The organism is Pseudomonas sp. WS 5027, from assembly GCF_012985695.1.
GTDB lineage: Bacteria > Pseudomonadota > Gammaproteobacteria > Pseudomonadales > Pseudomonadaceae > Aquipseudomonas > Aquipseudomonas hygromyciniae.
The window spans coordinates 166,893-183,540 of the sequence record NZ_JAAQWU010000007.1 but is presented as its reverse complement, the minus strand read 5'-3'; the positions used below and the strand labels follow the sequence as shown (position 1 = coordinate 183,540).

The 16,648-nt window shown below is 63.6% G+C and carries 7 protein-coding genes; 2 read left to right on the top strand and 5 right to left on the bottom strand.

Features of this window, described 5'->3' with window-relative positions:
* The first annotated feature begins 158 nt into the window (after window positions 1-158).
* Both purL and HBO09_RS11485 read left to right on the top strand, forming a co-directional pair.
* Window positions 159-4,055: a phosphoribosylformylglycinamidine synthase gene (gene purL / locus HBO09_RS11490; protein WP_169997347.1), complete on the top strand. Its 3,897-nt coding sequence runs from the start codon at window positions 159-161 to the stop codon at window positions 4,053-4,055.
* Between the two features lie 4 nt (window positions 4,056-4,059).
* A complete protein-coding gene (locus tag HBO09_RS11485; protein ID WP_169997282.1) occupies window positions 4,060-4,371 on the top strand; it encodes an NGG1p interacting factor NIF3 in 312 nt (103 codons plus the stop codon).
* Window positions 4,372-4,458: 87 nt separating this feature from the next.
* Here the strand turns inward: HBO09_RS11485 and HBO09_RS11480 are convergent, their stop codons facing one another.
* From HBO09_RS11480 to nagA, 5 genes are all read right to left on the bottom strand, one after another.
* Window positions 4,459-10,167: a membrane-targeted effector domain-containing toxin gene (locus tag HBO09_RS11480; RefSeq protein WP_169997284.1), complete on the bottom strand. Its 5,709-nt coding sequence runs from the start codon at window positions 10,165-10,167 to the stop codon at window positions 4,459-4,461.
* 78 nt (window positions 10,168-10,245) lie between these two features.
* Window positions 10,246-11,961 (bottom strand): N-acetylglucosamine-specific PTS transporter subunit IIBC, encoded by a 1,716-nt coding sequence (gene nagE / locus HBO09_RS11475; protein ID WP_169997286.1) that lies wholly within the window; start codon window positions 11,959-11,961, stop codon window positions 10,246-10,248.
* 26 nt (window positions 11,962-11,987) lie between these two features.
* Window positions 11,988-14,501: a phosphoenolpyruvate--protein phosphotransferase gene (ptsP, locus tag HBO09_RS11470; RefSeq protein ID WP_169997288.1), complete on the bottom strand. Its 2,514-nt coding sequence runs from the start codon at window positions 14,499-14,501 to the stop codon at window positions 11,988-11,990.
* A gap of 37 nt (window positions 14,502-14,538) precedes the next feature.
* Complete coding sequence (locus HBO09_RS11465; RefSeq protein WP_169997291.1) at window positions 14,539-15,561, bottom strand: SIS domain-containing protein; 1,023 nt, start codon at window positions 15,559-15,561, stop codon at window positions 14,539-14,541.
* Complete coding sequence (gene nagA, locus HBO09_RS11460) at window positions 15,542-16,648, bottom strand: N-acetylglucosamine-6-phosphate deacetylase (protein ID WP_169997293.1); 1,107 nt, start codon at window positions 16,646-16,648, stop codon at window positions 15,542-15,544. The genes HBO09_RS11465 and nagA overlap by 20 nt, the downstream gene beginning before the upstream one ends.

The window sequence follows — 16,648 nt, the reverse complement described above, 5'->3', positions numbered from 1 at the left end:
ACTACAGCGGCGACCCTGGAAAACGCCCCGATACCGTGCAATCGCGGCCAACTGACGTTCGGCAGCGGCCAGCGGTGCCGTTTCGGGTGCCGTTGGCGCAGGTTTACGCTAGAATGCACGGCCTCAAAGCACACCCCCTTCCCGAGGCTGTCCCGAAGATGTTGATCCTGCGCGGCGCTCCTGCCCTTTCTGCCTTTCGCCACAGCAAACTCCTTGAGCAACTGAGCCAGAAGGTTCCAGCTGTCACTGGCTTGTATGCTGAATTTGCTCACTTCGCCGATGTTAACGGCGTTTTGACCGCCGACGAACAGCAAGTGCTGGCACGCCTTCTGAAGTACGGCCCCAGCGTTCCCGTTCAAGAGCCGACCGGCCGCTTGTTCCTGGTTCTGCCGCGGTTTGGCACCATCTCGCCCTGGTCGAGCAAGGCCAGCGATATCGCCCGCAACTGCGGCCTGGAAAAAATCCAGCGCCTGGAACGCGGGATCGCCTTCTACGTGGCTGGCCAGTTCAGCGATGCCGAAGCCGAGCTGATCGCCAGCAGCCTGCACGACCGCATGACCCAGATCATCGTCAGCCAGCTGGAACAGGCTGCCGGCCTGTTCAGCCACGCCGAGCCCAAGCCGCTCACTGCGATTGACGTGCTGGGCGGTGGCCGCGCCGCCCTCGAGAAGGCCAACACCGAGCTGGGCCTGGCCCTGGCCGAAGACGAGATCGACTACCTGGTCAACGCCTTCAACGGTTTGCAGCGCAACCCCCACGACATCGAACTGATGATGTTCGCCCAGGCCAACTCCGAGCACTGCCGTCACAAGATCTTCAACGCCAGTTGGGATATCGACGGTCAGAGCCAGGAAAAAAGCCTGTTCGGCATGATCAAGAACACCTACGTGATGCACAGCGAAGGCGTTCTGTCGGCTTATAAAGACAACGCTTCGGTGATCGTCGGCAGCATCGCCGGCCGTTTCTTCCCGGACCCTGAAACCCGCCAGTACGGCGCGGTGCAGGAACCGGTGCATATCTTGATGAAGGTCGAGACCCACAACCACCCGACCGCGATTGCCCCGTTCCCGGGCGCAGCCACCGGCTCGGGCGGCGAGATCCGCGACGAAGGTGCAACCGGCCGTGGCGCCAAGCCCAAGGCCGGCCTGACCGGTTTCACCGTGTCCAACCTGCAGATCCCAGGCTTCGAACAGCCGTGGGAAGTGCCGTACGGCAAGCCTGAGCGCATCGTTACCGCACTCGACATCATGATCGAAGGCCCGCTGGGCGGCGCCGCGTTCAACAACGAATTCGGGCGTCCGGCCCTGACCGGTTACTTCCGTACCTTCGAGCAGTCCATCACCACCCCCCGTGGCGATGAAGTGCGCGGCTACCACAAGCCGATCATGTTGGCCGGCGGCATGGGCAACATCCGTGAAGACCACGTGCAGAAGGGCGAGATCCTGGTCGGCTCCAAGCTGATCGTGCTTGGCGGCCCGGCGATGTTGATCGGCCTGGGCGGCGGCGCGGCTTCCTCCATGGCCACCGGCACCAGCTCGGCAGACCTGGATTTTGCTTCCGTACAGCGCGAAAACCCGGAAATGGAGCGTCGCTGCCAGGAAGTCATCGACCGTTGCTGGCAGTTGGGTGACAAGAACCCCATCAGCTTTATCCACGACGTCGGCGCCGGCGGTTTGTCCAACGCCTTCCCGGAGCTGGTCAACGATGGCGACCGTGGCGGCCGTTTCGAGCTGCGCAATATTCCAAACGACGAGCCGGGCATGGCCCCGCACGAAATCTGGAGCAACGAATCCCAGGAACGTTACGTACTGGCCGTTGGCCCGGCGGACTTCGAACGCTTCCAGGCCATCTGCGAGCGCGAGCGCTGCCCGTTTGCCGTGGTCGGCGAAGCCACTGCCGAGCCGCAACTGACGGTTACCGACAGCCACTTCGGCAACAGCCCGGTGGACATGCCCCTTGAAGTGCTACTGGGCAAAGCCCCGCGCATGCACCGTTCGGCGGTACGTGAAGCCGAACTGGGCGATGATTTCGACCCAAGCAAACTGGAATTGGCCGACAGCATCGAACGCGTGCTGCACCACCCGGCCGTAGCAAGCAAAAGCTTCCTGATCACCATTGGCGACCGCACCATCACCGGCTTGGTTGCCCGTGACCAAATGGTCGGCCCGTGGCAGGTTCCAGTGGCTGACGTTGCCGTCACTGCCACCAGCTTCGACGTGTATACCGGTGAAGCCATGGCCATGGGCGAGCGCACGCCGCTGGCCCTGCTGGACGCCCCGGCGTCGGGCCGCATGGCCATTGGTGAAACCCTCACCAACATCGCTGCTTCCCGTATTGGCAAGCTGTCCGACATCAAACTGTCGGCCAACTGGATGTCCGCAGCCGGTCATCCGGGTGAAGATGCGCGCCTGTACGACACCGTCAAGGCAGTCGGCATGGAGCTGTGCCCTGAGTTGGGCATCACCATCCCGGTGGGCAAGGACTCCATGTCCATGGCCACCCGCTGGAACGAAGATGGCAGCGACAAGAGCGTCACTTCGCCGCTGTCGCTGATCGTCACCGGCTTCGCCCCGGTCACCGATATCCGCCAGACCCTGACCCCGCAACTGCGTATGGACAAGGGCACCACCGATCTGATCCTGATCGACCTGGGCCGTGGCCAGAACCGTATGGGCGCCTCGATCCTGGCGCAGACCCACGGCAAACTCGGCAAACACGCGCCGGACGTGGATGATGCGGAAGACCTCAAAGCCTTCTTCGCTGTGATCCAGGGCCTTAATGCCGACGGCCACCTGCTGGCTTACCACGACCGTTCCGACGGCGGCTTGCTGACCAGTGTTGTAGAGATGGCCTTCGCCGGTCACTGCGGCCTGAACATCGTGCTCGACAGCGTTGCCGAGGATGCAGCCGAGATCAACGGCATCCTGTTCAACGAAGAGTTGGGCGCGGTGATCCAGGTGCGCCAGGACGCTACCCCGGATGTACTCGCACAATTCAGCGCCGCTGGCCTGGATGATTGCGTGGCCGTGATCGGCCAGCCGATCAACAACGGCGAAATCAATATCTCGTTCAACGGTGACACCGTGTTCGCCGGCCAGCGCCGCCTGCTGCAACGTCAATGGGCCGAGACCAGCTACCAGATCCAGCGCCTGCGCGACAACGTCGACTGCGCCGAGCAGGAATTCGACGTGATCCTGGAAGAAGACAACCCGGGCCTGAGCACCAAGCTCAGCTTCGACGTCAACCAGGACATCGCCGCGCCTTACATCAAGAAAGGCATCCGCCCACAAGTTGCCGTACTGCGTGAGCAGGGCGTCAATGGCCAGGTGGAAATGGCGGCGGCGTTCGACCGTGCTGGCTTCAATGCGATCGACGTGCACATGAGCGATATCCTCGCCGGTCGCGTTGACCTCAATGAGTTCAAAGGCCTGGTGGCCTGCGGCGGTTTCTCCTACGGCGACGTGCTGGGTGCCGGTGAAGGCTGGGCCAAGTCGGCCCTGTTCAACAGCCGTGCCCGCGATGCGTTCCAGGGGTTCTTCGAGCGTAACGACAGCTTCACCCTGGGTGTGTGCAACGGTTGCCAGATGATGTCCAACCTCAGCGAGCTGATCCCGGGCAGCGAGTTCTGGCCGCACTTTGTGCGCAACCGTTCCGAGCAGTTCGAAGCCCGTGTGGCCATGGTGCAGGTGCAGGAGTCCAACTCGATCTTCCTGCAGGGCATGGCCGGTTCGCGCATGCCGATCGCCATCGCCCACGGTGAAGGCCATGCCGAGTTCGAAAGCGAAGAAGCCCTGCTGGAAGCCGATCTGTCCGGCACCGTGGCCCTGCGTTTTGTCGACAACCACGGCAAGGTTACCGAAAGCTACCCGGCCAACCCGAACGGCTCGCCGCGCGGGATCACCGGCCTTACCAGCCGCGACGGTCGCGTCACCATCATGATGCCGCACCCGGAGCGTGTGTTCCGCGCCGTGCAGAACTCGTGGCGCCCTGAAGAGTGGAACGAAGACGGTGCGTGGATGCGCATGTTCCGTAACGCACGTGTGTGGGTGAACTAAGGCCATGTACAAGCTCAGCTTCTTTGTGCCCGACAGCCATGTGGAGGCGGTGAAAACCGCCCTCTTCGCCGCAGGTGGCGGGCGCATCGGCAACTACGACAACTGCGCCTGGCAGGTATTGGGGCGTGGCCAGTTCCGCCCCCTGGAAGGTAGCCAGCCGTTTATCGGCCAGGTTGGCCAGGTCGAAGTCGTCGAAGAATGGAAGGTTGAGCTGGTGGTGGCGGATGAGTTGATTCAGGCCGTTGTGGCCGCATTGAAGCTCAGTCATCCCTACGAAACACCGGCGTACGAGGTGTGGCAGTTGGCGGATTTCTGATGCGCTGATTGGCAAAAAACAAACCCGCTGGACCGTCTGGGCCAGCGGGTTTCTTTTTGCCTGCCATAACGTTGGCGTGTCAGGCCGTTACGGTGCCGGGGTCAGCTCCATGTTCCTTCGGATGGCAGTAATCAACGTGTCCTGGTGGGGGAAGCGCTGATCCTTCATGCCCCAGCGATCAATGAAAAACAGCCCCTGGTCATCCACCTGGATAGGCGTCGAGACGATTTCTCCGGTCCTGGATTTGTGCAGCAGGTTGGTCTCACTCATCGAGGGGCGTTCAACCAGGAAATGTCCGGACGCCTTCAAGCGCGTTCTATCCAGCGGCACAAAATCATAAGGCGGTGTGCCCGTCACGCCGACCTCCAACGTAAAGTCACTGCGTGACGCTGTCCATTCGGCCGCAAAGCTCGTCTCCCAGCGACCGGGGCGAATGTCGCTCGACAGAGACGATGCGCTATCGCGGATATTCAGGCTGACGGTCCCTTGCAGGTCGGCCAGGCCTGGTATCTGGCGATTGGTGTTGGTATGGGAGGCGTCAACGAAAGCCACCCACTTATGCGGGCCGTTTGCCGCCTGGTCCGCACTGATTACGTGCGAGGCGAAGTAGCTGAACATCCGGTTCCGGGCCTCTGGGCCGGCGTCTTTGGCGTGGTAGCTGGCATTGCAGTCGAGTGCGCGGACCCGGATCCCGTATTTATTGGCTTTTTGAATCACTTCGAAATAGCTGTGGGAGCCACTGTAGGTATCCAGTTTTTTGATGTCGTCCTTGAGGTGGGTAGACATCTTTCTTGAATTGAGGAAAGCGTCCAGATCTGCTTGGTGCTGGTCCGTGAGCAGGCGTTGGATGTAAAGGGTGTCAAACTTCAGGTCCTTGAGTGTTTGCATATGTTCAATGAGGAACGCCTTGCTCGATTGCGCTTTTTTCGTTTCACCGATAACCAATCCGGGCAAGGAGCTTTCGCTTACCGATTGGAGAAACGGCACCGGCTGTGTTTGCGCGCTGAGCGGTGCAAGGTCCGGCCGGGCGGGTAGGGTGTGACTGCTTAAATACTGTTTGGCGTGTTCGTTCAGGCGCTTTTGGGCGTCTTTGAAGGCGTAGTGCGCCTTGCGGTATTTTTCATGAGTGGGTTCATAAATATTGCTCAAGCGGCGGGCCTCGCTTGACTGGACGCGAATGCTTTCGCGCAGTTGTGGGGCAATATCGTAATCACTGTAATGCCCGGGCGCAGCGGGCGCCGTTGTGGTAGAGGGCCCTGGCAGGTCGGCGGTTGTGGTGTGCGTTTGTACCGCCAGTACGTAATCGGCCGATTTTCCATCCGCCACGGTGGCACCGAGGTTGTCGATACGCATCCCGGTCGCCTGGCCGGGACCGACTTCCTCCACTCGCACAGCAATGGCGTTGTGCAGATCGGCCAGGCCAGGTTTTTGATTGACCGTGCTCATGCGCGCCGGATCGACCAGAGCGATCCAGGGTTCGTCGGGCAACGCTTCGCTATCGGCCTCCAGCACCCTGGACGAATAGAAATTGCGCAGCCCTGGCTCTCGGGCAGTGGTGGGCGGCGTATCGCCCAGGACGAGGGCGTCTTCCAAATGGTAGGACGTCGAGGCGTCCAGTGCCTTGATCTTCAGGCCCTTGGCCGAGGCCTTGCGCACCAGCGCAAGATAGGAAAATGGCCCGTTCTCCGCGAAGCCAAACGCTTTGTCGACCACCTTCAGGTGGCGCTCGATATGCTTCCAGGATTTGCCGTTGTTGAGTTTCGCCAGTTTCTGGCGGAACACATCGCCGGGCAGGTATTCCACATACAGGCGCTTGTAACCCTTGGCAGCCAACGCCTCGATGTTATCAATCAGTACTTGCTGACTGGCGATGGAGCTCGGTTCGGCGCCGATAATCAGGTTCGGCGCGCGAGTGTTGGCCGGGGTGCCGACGAGTGCTGCCAGCGAAGTATCTGCCGTGACCGGCGGTAACGCGGCACGCTGCGCTGGCGCTCTGGGGGTGCTGAAAAAAACCTCGGCATCCTTGCGCAGTTGGCTGACCTGTTGCTGGTACACCTGGCGCACCGGCTGCAGATCCTGTGCTGCGATTGCCAGGGTGACATGCGGATTGTCGTAAACCCAATCCCCTTGCTTGCGCAGTTGGGCCTTGAGTTCCGGGTTCAGAACGTGCTCCACCTTGTCCATGTACTTGGCCGGCATCTCGTAGTTTTTCAGGCTGTCGGGGGTCTCCGGGACTTTTTCATATTTCGGCGCGCCGCCGGTCACGCCGGTACGCCTCCACACGCCCTGGGCATCGGGCGCGGCCAGGCGGGTGGTCGAGACCAGCTTGCCGGTGACCGGGTCCAGGCGGTACAGCAAATAGCGACCGATGGGGTCCGGGGTCAGCGGCGCCCAAAGAAATTCGCCATTGAACAGCACCGATTGCATGCCCGCAGGCTTCGCCGGCGTGGGTTCCAGAGGGGCTATCAGTTTCAGCGCCGGGCTTTGCGCGATGCGCCGTGGCGCCTGGCGCACCACAGGGCGGACGAATTGCTGCAGGGTGCCGAGGGCGGGCCGCAGATCGGTGAACAAGCCACCCGCGCTGTTGAGCAGATAGCCGATGAAGTGTTCCAGGGCCTGGGCGTTATCACCCTGATGGTAAGCATGCAGGGCGAGCATGCCGTCCTTGAACGCCAACGCCAGGCCGACGCTCAGGCTCAGGACCGGGAAGGGCGCGGTGGCGATGGCGGCGACCCATTCCACGCAGGTCCAGAAAATGCCACTGATCATTTGAGTGCGGTTGACGGTGGTCGCTTGCACATCGTCAATCGTGCGCTGCAACCTCAAGTCGTACAGCTCGCGCCGCAGGTCCTGCACTTGGGTCTGGGAGCGGATCGGGTCATGGCGTGCCGGGCTGCTGCTGGTTTTATCCAGATCCTCGGGCAACTGGCGCCTGGCCTCTTCCAGGAACGTACGCACCCGCGCCTTGGATTGAACCGCAACCCGCTCCAGCAGATAGCCCAGCATGCCAGGGAGTTTTTTCAGCAGATAATTGAATAGCCGGGCTTCGCGCAGGCTGATGCCGTCCGGCGCATTTGGGGTGTAGAGCAACGTCGGGTGATTGTCGTGGCTGAACAGGTAGCAACCGATCACCCATTCACCGTCGATGACCAGGCGATGGATGGCGTGCTCGCCACGGATCTGGGGTGACGTCTGGTCCATGCTCGAAATAGTGCGCTCCAGCCATTTCAGATCGAGCGAGGCGATGTGCCCTTGCAAGCGACATTCAAGGGCCGCGTTGCGCAGTTGCATCTGGGTCAGGGCGAGGGTGGCATTGCGGCGCATTTCGTAGTCGGGTTGGCCGACATTCAGCAGGCGGCTCTTGACCTCATCGATATAGCGCTGGCCTATCCACACGCCGGTGACCGAGCGGGCAACCTTTTCAGCGGTCAGCGGGCTCAGGTCCACGCCTTCGGGGCCTTTGAAGCGGGCCGAGCGCGAGAACTTCTCCTCCAGAAAACCAATGCCGTCGGCATAGCCATCGCGATACAGCTGGGTATAGCTGATGGGGGCGGGCGTCGAGGTGCGGATCAGGGCGGTGGGCGAATAGGCCCAGACGGTGTCGGGATCCACATCGTTGCCTGCGCGTCCCAGCAGTTGATTCAGGCGCTTGCGGGCTTGCTCATGCAGATAGGCCGCGAAACTGGGCATCTGCGCCTCGGACAATGAAAACGCGTTGTAGAAACGCAAGCCCTCGTCGCTGTCGTCCGCCCGCTTCATCAGGGTGCGGCGCGTGTCCGCCGGGGCCGAGCGATACCAGTCGGGGGTGTTGAATACATCGTCATCAGTGCGCGTGGCCAACACATGGCTGGCCATGGCCTTGAGGCATTCGGCGTGGCTGTGGGCAGGGCCGAAGGTGATTTCCTGGTGTTCCTGAGCATGGGACTTGTAGCTCAGGCCACTGAGCACCTGGTTCATTTTGGCGCGAAAGCGCAGGGCGACCCGGCCGAGCAGGTAGTCGGTCAGGCTGCCTTGCGGTGGCGTGCCGCCGTTGTCCAGGGCCCAGCCGAGGATATGGTTCTGGCACGCGATTTCACTGTCGAACGCTTGGAACTGCTGTTCGCGGGGGGCCTGCGGGGTACACAGCAACACACGGTCGACCACGCCATGGGTGTTGCGCTGGCGTAGCACCCAGAGGTCTTGCAGTTGTGCCTCGTGCAGGGCCAGGGTCGAAGCGCTCAGCTGTGGATCGCTGCCTTGGCGCAGGCGCTGTATGCGCTCGAAATCGTCTTCGCGCAAATGCCCCTGCAGCATTGCGGCGTAGGCCAGGGCGTTGATTCTGTGGTCGAACAGGGTTTCGATGGCCTGGCGCAGCTCGGTCTTGGCGTGCAGGTGCTTTTGCAACTCGCCAAAGTCGATGCGCGGCTGCAACGTGCTCAGTTGTTCTACGAGCCAGGCAGGCGTCAGCTCGGCATAGGTGTTGGGCAGCGCCGCGCCGGCGTAGTGCAGGGTGGTCTTTTTGAGGAACTCGGAGCCGGGTTGTTCATCGCCCGGATGCAGGCCGCGCAGGGCCAGTTCGATCAGGTTGCGCTCGTGGGTATATTCGCCGACGGCGCTGACAAAGCGCCGGGTACTGACCTGCAGCTGTTCGGGGGCCAGATCGTGGATCTCCAGGTCATCGCTCAGACGCTCCAGCCACTGATGCCGCGCCAGGGCGTGCGGTGTGGCCAGGGGGCCGAGCAACTGCTCCAGATTCTGCCGGGCCTCGTTGTAGCGATGCAGGTACTCCGCCAGCAGGGCACGCCGCGCATCACTGGCGCTGCGGTACCAATCGGGTGCGCTGTGGCGCAGCCAGCGGTCCAGCAGGGCCTGGGCGCGCCATTGCAAGCGCGCCGTGAGGTCGGGCAGGGCGCCACGGATCGCCTGTTCCAGGGCATCGATCAACGCTTGGCTGTCGTTGCCCGGGTTGTCCACCAGGCTCAGTGCGCGATCAATGTCCTCGCTGCGTTTGGCGATCAGCGCGTTGTCGAGATGCTCGTACAGCGGTCTATCCTGGATCGGTGTCAACGCCAGTGGCCAGATGGCACTCGGTGTCAGTGCGTGATAGCTGCGGGCAAGCAGGTCCATGAAGTGGCGGCGTTCTTCGGGGCTGGCCAGGCGCTGGAACAACTGGCTGTCGAGGCTGGCCAACGAGTCGAAAAACTCGATCCCTCGTGAGGGCGTGAACAACCCTACGCGGCCCACCGGCGTGACAGACGTCAGGTCGGTGACGACCGGGCCCGACTGCTCGGTGAGGACAAACGCACCGGCCAGCTCCACGGTGTGCCCCTGGTATTGCAGGGTCAATGCGTACAGGCCGGGACGCAGAGTCGCCCCCAGCGGTATGCGATCGAGGATCGCCCGTTCTTGCGGATGCAGCAGGCGATCTGTCGCGCCGAGCGCCGCTTCCCTGGCCTGTGCGGTGAAGCCCGCTTCAAAGGTCATGAAGGATTTGCGCGCCTTGCCGTCAATCTGCTCGCGTCGGTCCAACTCCAGCAGTTGTGTGTTCAGGGTGGTCTTGAGGGTGGCCAGCAGGGTCTGGCCTTCAGTGCTTTGCAGATCGTGTTGGGCCAGGCCCTGGTACAGCGCGCGGCTCTTGTCCAGGAACTGTTGACGGTACTGCTTGAGAAGCGTGTTCAAGCGCTCCAGATAAGCCAGGTCTGCCGACGGGGTTTGCGCAGGCAGCAACGGGCTATCGACATCGAGTAGATGGTGGCCGATCAGGTTGAGTGAGCTTTTGATCTCGTCAAAGCTCAGGGGGGGATTGGAAGTGCTCACAGGCACAGGCTCCATGCTGAAGGATTAGAGCCGTCAGCATGGGCAGGGGCGCCCCGGGCGGGGCGGTAGATAGGTAGGTCAGACGCCCGCGCGCACTGGGTTGCGGTGGGCCAGGGCCTTGAGGGCGTCGCTCAAACCCTGGGCCTGGTCGCCGACCAGCAAATGCCACACGCCGTCTTCAAGCCGACTGACACCCTGGCACCCGAGGCTGTTGAGCTGCGCTTGCGACAGGCCTTTTTCATCGGCCAGTTGCAGGCGGATACGGGTCATGGCGATGCAGTCCTGTTGCAGCACATTGTCCTGCCCGCCCAATGCATCCAGCCATTGCTGGGCCTGGGTCGTGGTGACGGTGGCGACGCTGGCCGCTGGCGTTGGCAGGGCGGCGCCGGGCACCGGCACGTTAGCGGACGTGGGCATGGCCAGGCGGATTTCGTCGGCAATGCTGTCGGCCATCGGCCCGACCACCACCTGCAGGCTGCCACCGTTGCCGGGACGGACCACGGCCATGGCGCCGAGGGCTTTCAACTCGGCATCCACCGCCTTGTTGCGGTCCACCATGTCCAGGCGCAGGCGCGTGGTGCAGGCGCCGACGCTCAACAGGTTCGCGGCACCGCCCAATGCACGCAGGTACCCATGGGCGCGCTGGTTATCGGTCATGACTTCGGCCTGGGCCACCTGAATGTCTTCGCGCCCCGGTGTCTTGAGGTTGAAGCGGCGGATGCAGTAGTTGAACACGCTGTAGTAGATCAGCGCATAGGCCAGGCCCACGGGCACCACCAGCCAGCCATTGGTGGATTTGCCCCAGCCCAGGACCATGTCGATGAACCCGCCGGAAAAGGTAAAGCCCAGGTGAATGTCCAGCAGGTTGGTGACGGCCATCGACAGGCCCGTCAGCAGTGCATGCAGCAGATACAGGAACGGCGCGAGGAACATGAACGCGAACTCGATCGGCTCGGTCACCCCGGTGAGGAACGAGGTCAGGGCCATCGACAGGAATATCCCGCCCATGATCTTGCGCCGCTCCGGCAGGGCATTGCGGTACATCGCCAGGCACGCCGCCGGCAGGCCGAAGAGCATTACCGGGAACATGCCGGTCATGAACTGGCCGCCATTGGGGTCGCCGGCAAAGTAGCGGGTCAGGTCGCCGGTCACCACCGCGCCGGTCGCCGGGTCGGTGAAGCTGCCGAACACAAACCAGGCCATGTTGTTGAGGATATGGTGCAGGCCGGTGACGATCAGCAGGCGATTGAACACGCCAAACACAAACGCCCCCAGGCTGCCGCTTTCCATCAGCAAGACGCCGAAGCCGTTGATGGCGTGCTGCACCGGTGGCCAGATCAGGCCGAACACCACGCCAAGGCCCACGGCCGAGAACCCGGTGACGATCGGCACGAAGCGTCGCCCACCGAAAAAGGCCAGGTACTCCGGCAGCTTGATGTCCTTGAAGCGGTTGTACAGGGCGCCGGCCATCAACCCGCTGACGATCCCGGCAAGCATGCCCATGTTGATGGTCGAGTCCAGCACCTTGAGGGTCGAGATCATCACCAGGTACCCGATGGCACCCGCCAGCCCGGCGGTGCCGTTGTTGTCCCGGGCAAAACCCACGGCGATACCGATGGCGAAAATCAGGGCCAGGTTGGCAAAGATCGCTTGCCCGGCGTCGTGCATCACCGCGATGTTCAACAGGTCGGTATCACCCAGGCGCAGCAACAGGCCGGCAATCGGCAGGATGGCGATGGGGAGCATCAGCGCGCGGCCCAGGCGTTGCAGGCCTTCGATAAAGTGTTGGTACATGGCGAGTCTCCTTTTTCTTGTTGTTGTCAGCTCAACGGCCAGTGTTGGTTACAGGCTTGGCGTACGGCCCCGGCGCTGCTCAGGTTGAGCAGGCCCTGGCTCAGTTGCCGGCATTGCGCGGCGTCGAGGTGGCGTACACGGTCTTTGATTTCAGCAATCTGCGGCGGGCTGACGGACAGCTCGCGCACCCCCAGGCCCACCAGCACAGGGGTGGCCAGCGGGTCGGAGGCCAGGGCGCCGCACACGCCGACCCAACGCCCATGTTTCGCCGCGCCGGCGCAGGTCTGGGCGATCAGGCGCAACAGCGCCGGGTGCAATGCATCGACCCGGGCCGCCAGGCCCGCATGGTCGCGGTCCATGGCCAGGGTGTACTGGGACAGGTCATTGGTGCCGATCGACAAAAAGTCCGCATGCTCGGCCAGTTGCTCGGCCATCAACGCGGCGGCCGGCACTTCGATCATCACTCCCAGTTCCGGGCGCTGGGTCAACTCCAGTTCGGCGCACAGTTCATCGAGGCGCTGGCGAATGTGCAGCAACTCGTCCACTTCACTGACCATCGGCAACAGGATCCGACAGCGCTGCAACGGGCTGACCTGCAGCAGGGCACGCAATTGCTGGTCCAGCAGTTCCGGGCGCACCTGGGCCATGCGAATGCCGCGCAGGCCCAGCACCGGGTTGGCCTCGGCCGGCAGTGGCAGGTAATCGAGCTGTTTGTCGCCGCCCACATCGATGGTGCGAATGATCACCGGTTTGTCGCCCATGGCGTCCAGCACCGCCTGATAGGCCTGGCGCTGCTCTTGCTCGTCGGGCGCGGTGCGGCGGTCGACAAACAGAAATTCGGTGCGCAACAGGCCAACGCCATCTGCACCGTTTTCATAGGCCGTCTGCGCCTCGCTGCTGGAGGCGACATTGGCCGCCACCTCAACGCCCACGCCATCGAGGGTGCTGGCCGCTGCCTGGGCCTGGGCCTGTTGCTGTTGGCGCCGCAGTTTTTGCGCGTCGCGGATCTGGTGCACTTCGGCGTGGCGTGCATCATCCGGCGTCAGCTCCAGGCGGCCGTTGGCGGCGTCCAGCACCACCCGCTGGCCTTGGGGCACGTCGAGCACTGCACTGCCCAGGGCGACCACACAGGGCAACCCTTTGCCCCGGGCCAGGATCGCCACATGGGAGGTGGCGCCCCCTTCGGCCATGCACAGGCCAGCGGCGTTCTGCGCGCTCAACTGCAGCAGGTCCGAGGGGGTCAATTCATGGGCGACGACGATTGCGCCGGCCGGCAACTCGAACTGCCAGGCTTCGCCCAGCAGCGCCCGCAGGACCCGTTGCTGCAAGTCCCGCAGGTCGTTGGCGCGCTCGGCGAACAACGGCTTGCCCAACCCCAGCAGCACGGCGCATTGGGCCTGGATTGCATCGCGCCAGGCGTGGGTGGCGGCGCTGCCTTGCTCGATGGCAGCGGTGGCGGCCTCCAGCAGGGCGGGGTCTTCCAGCAGGGCCAGGTGGGCGGCGAAGATCTCCTCTTCGTCCACGTCCTTGTGCCGACGGGCGTGCTCCAGGGTGCGGCGGATTTCCCCGCGCACCTGCTCCAGGGCGGCGTCCAGTTGCTGCAACTGTTCATCGGCGACGTGGGTCCGTGGGTCTGCAGGCAACTCGATGCTGCTCATGCGCCACAAAGGCCCGCAGACCAGGCCAGGTGCGGCGCAGACACCTTGCAAAACAACGGCTTCGGCGGGCGCGCGCTGCGCAGCGACGGTGGCCGGGGCCGGGGCTGTGTGGGGAACCGCCAGGGACAACGCCGCAAGCAGGGCTTGCAAGGCGGCTTCGCTGTCTTCGCCTTGGCAACTGACGCGCACCTCATCCTGCTCGCCAATCCCCAGGCCCAGCAGGCCGATCAGGCTGTCGCACGGCGCAGATTTGCCGGCGAAATGCAGGTGCGATTGGCTGCTGAAACCTTGGGCGGTCTTGCGGATCAGTGCAGCGGGGCGTGCATGCAGGCCACCTTTGTGGGTGGTGCGAATGCTGGCGCTGCTTGCGCTGGCGGTGTGCGTGCCAGCAACTGTGCGGGTGGCCGAGGTAGGGCGCGGGCAGACCTGCATCAGCGGTTGGCCCACGGTCGCCATTTGCATGCTGAACGGGCGCAGCTCGAACTGATCGCTGTTGGTGAGGATGATCAGGCTGATCAGGCTTTTGCACTGGCGGGCGATGCGGTCCAGGTCCAGGCGCACCAAAGCCTGGCCGCTGCTTACGCGGGCGCCTTCCTTGACCAGCAGGGCAAAGCCTTCACCTTTGAGCTCGACGGTGTCGATGCCCACGTGCAACAGGATTTCTGCACCGTTGTCGGCACGCAGGGTCAGCGCATGTCCGGTGCGGGCGAGGTGAATCACCACGCCATCGCATGGCGCATACAGGCAATCGTTGAGCGGGTCGATGGCCAGGCCATCGCCCATGGCGCCGCTGGCGAACACCTCGTCTGGCACGTTGCCCAGGGTCCGCACCGGCCCGGTCAAGGGCGCGTTGAGGGTCAGGTCATTGTTATTGTTGGTCATGGGCACGGTACTCATCAGGAAAACGCTGCACACCACTTCAGTGGGTGCGGGTGACTTTGCTCAGGTGGCGCGGCTGGTCCGGGTCCATGCCCCGGGCCTGGGCCAGGCCGGCGGCCATCACGTAAAAGCTCTGGATCGCCAGGATCGGGTCCAGGGCCGGGTGTTCGGCGCGGCTCAGGGTCAGGTCACGCTCGGCGATATCCTCGGGCGCAGCCAGCAGCACGCGGGCGCCGCGTTGGCGCATTTCCGTGGCCAGGGTCAGCAAGCCCGGCTGTTCGGCGCCGCGCGGGGCGAACACCAGCAACGGGTAGTTGGCGTCGATCAAGGCCATCGGCCCGTGGCGCACTTCGGCGCTGCTGAAGGCTTCGGCCTGGATCGCCGAGGTTTCCTTGAGTTTGAGCGCAGCTTCCTGGGCGATGGCAAATCCGGCGCCACGGCCAATGACCATCAGGCGCTGGCAATCGCGCAGGGCGTCGATGGCCAGGCTCCAGTCTTGGGTCGCCGCTGCGCGTAGGCCGGCGGGCAAGGCGTGGCAGGCTTCGAGCAGGCCATCTTCCTGGTTCCAGTGGCCGACCAACTGGGCGCTGGCGCTCAAGGTGGCGATAAAGCTCTTGGTCGCGGCCACACTGCGTTCGGGGCCGGCGCACAGTGGCACATGGAATTCGCATGCTGCCTCCAGGGGCGAGTCTTCGGCATTGACCATCGACACGCTCAAGGCCCCGCGCTTGCGCAACAGACGCAGGCTGTTGACCAGGTCCGGGCTTTGCCCCGACTGGGAAAAACCGAAGGCTACCTGACCGCTGACTTTCAGCGGCGCCTGCGCCAGCGTCACCACCGACATCGGCAGCGACGCCACCGGCACGCCCACGTGCTGCATGGTCAAGTAGGCGAAGTAGCTGGCGGCGTGGTCCGAACTGCCACGGGCGACGGTCATCGCCACTTGCGGCGGCTGGCGGCGCAGGCGGCCTGCGACCTCGGCCAGCAGGGGGGCGAGGCATTGTAATTGGGCCGCGACGGCCTCACTGGAGGACAGGGCCTCTTCAAGCATTTTTGAAGTCAATGGTTTCTCCTTCGACCATTACGTCGGTGAGGTGCAGGGAGCGGTCCAGGCGCACGCAGTCGGCAAAACTGCCGGGTTGCAGGCGACCGCGTTGTTCCAGGCCCAGATAGTCCGCAGGAAACTGCGACAGGCGCTGTGAGGCTTCGCTGATGGGCAGGCCAATCTTCACCAGGTTGCGCAGTGCCTGATCCATGGTCAGGGTGCTGCCGGCCAGGGTGCCGTCGGCCAGGCGTACGCCGCCCAGGCATTTGGTCACGGTGTGGCTGCCCAGCTTGTATTCGCCGTCGGGCATGCCCGCGGCAGCGGTGGAATCGGTGACGCAGTACAGGCAGGGGATCGAGCGCAGGGCCACACGCATGGCGCCGGGGTGTACATGCAGCAGGTCCGGGATCAGTTCTGCGTATTGGGCATGGGCCAGTGCGGCGCCGACGATACCCGGCTCGCGGTGATGCAACGGGCTCATGGCGTTGTACAGGTGGGTAAAGCTGGTGGCGCCGGCGGCCAGGGCTGCGACGCCTTCTTCATAGCTGCCCAGGGTATGACCGATCTGCATGCGCACGCCGCGTTGGCTGAGGGTGCGGATCAGGCCGTCATGCCCGGCGATTTCCGGGGCAATGGTGATCACCCGGATGGGCGCCAGGCGCAGGTATTGCTCAACCTCGGCCATCAAGGCGGTGTGGGCGAAGTTGGGTTGTGCGCCGAGTTTTCCCGGATTGATGTAGGGGCCCTCCAGGTGCACCCCCAGCACCCGGGCGCTGCCGGCCGGGCGCTGTTCGCAGAACTGGCCGAGTTCGCCGAGCACCCGGGAGATTTCCTCGACCGGCGCAGTCATGGTGGTGGCCAGCAGCGAAGTGGTGCCGAAACGCACATGGGTGCGGGTGATGGTCTCGAAGGCGCTGCTGCCTTCCATGATGTCCTTGCCGCCGCCGCCATGCACATGCAGGTCGATAAAACCCGGCAGCAGGTAGGGCAGGTCGTTGTCGGCCGGGTCGCAAGGCACGCCTTCGACGGCGCTGACCTTGCCTTCGTGGTGCGCCAGGCGGCCGCGAATCCAGCCGTGGGGCGTGAGGATATTGTCTTCGGACAT

Bases quoted from the DNA above. Each gene is read 5' to 3' on its own strand.
- nagE (WP_169997286.1), bottom strand. From the start codon at position 11,961: ATGTACCAACACTTTATCGAAGGCCTGCAACGCCTGGGCCGCGCGCTG.
- nagA (WP_169997293.1), bottom strand. From the start codon at position 16,648: ATGTCCGAAGACAATATCCTCACGCCCCACGGCTGGATTCGCGGCCGC.
- HBO09_RS11485 (WP_169997282.1), top strand. From the start codon at position 4,060: ATGTACAAGCTCAGCTTCTTTGTGCCCGACAGCCATGTGGAGGCGGTG.
- purL (WP_169997347.1), top strand. From the start codon at position 159: ATGTTGATCCTGCGCGGCGCTCCTGCCCTTTCTGCCTTTCGCCACAGC.
- ptsP (WP_169997288.1), bottom strand. From the start codon at position 14,501: ATGACCAACAATAACAATGACCTGACCCTCAACGCGCCCTTGACCGGG.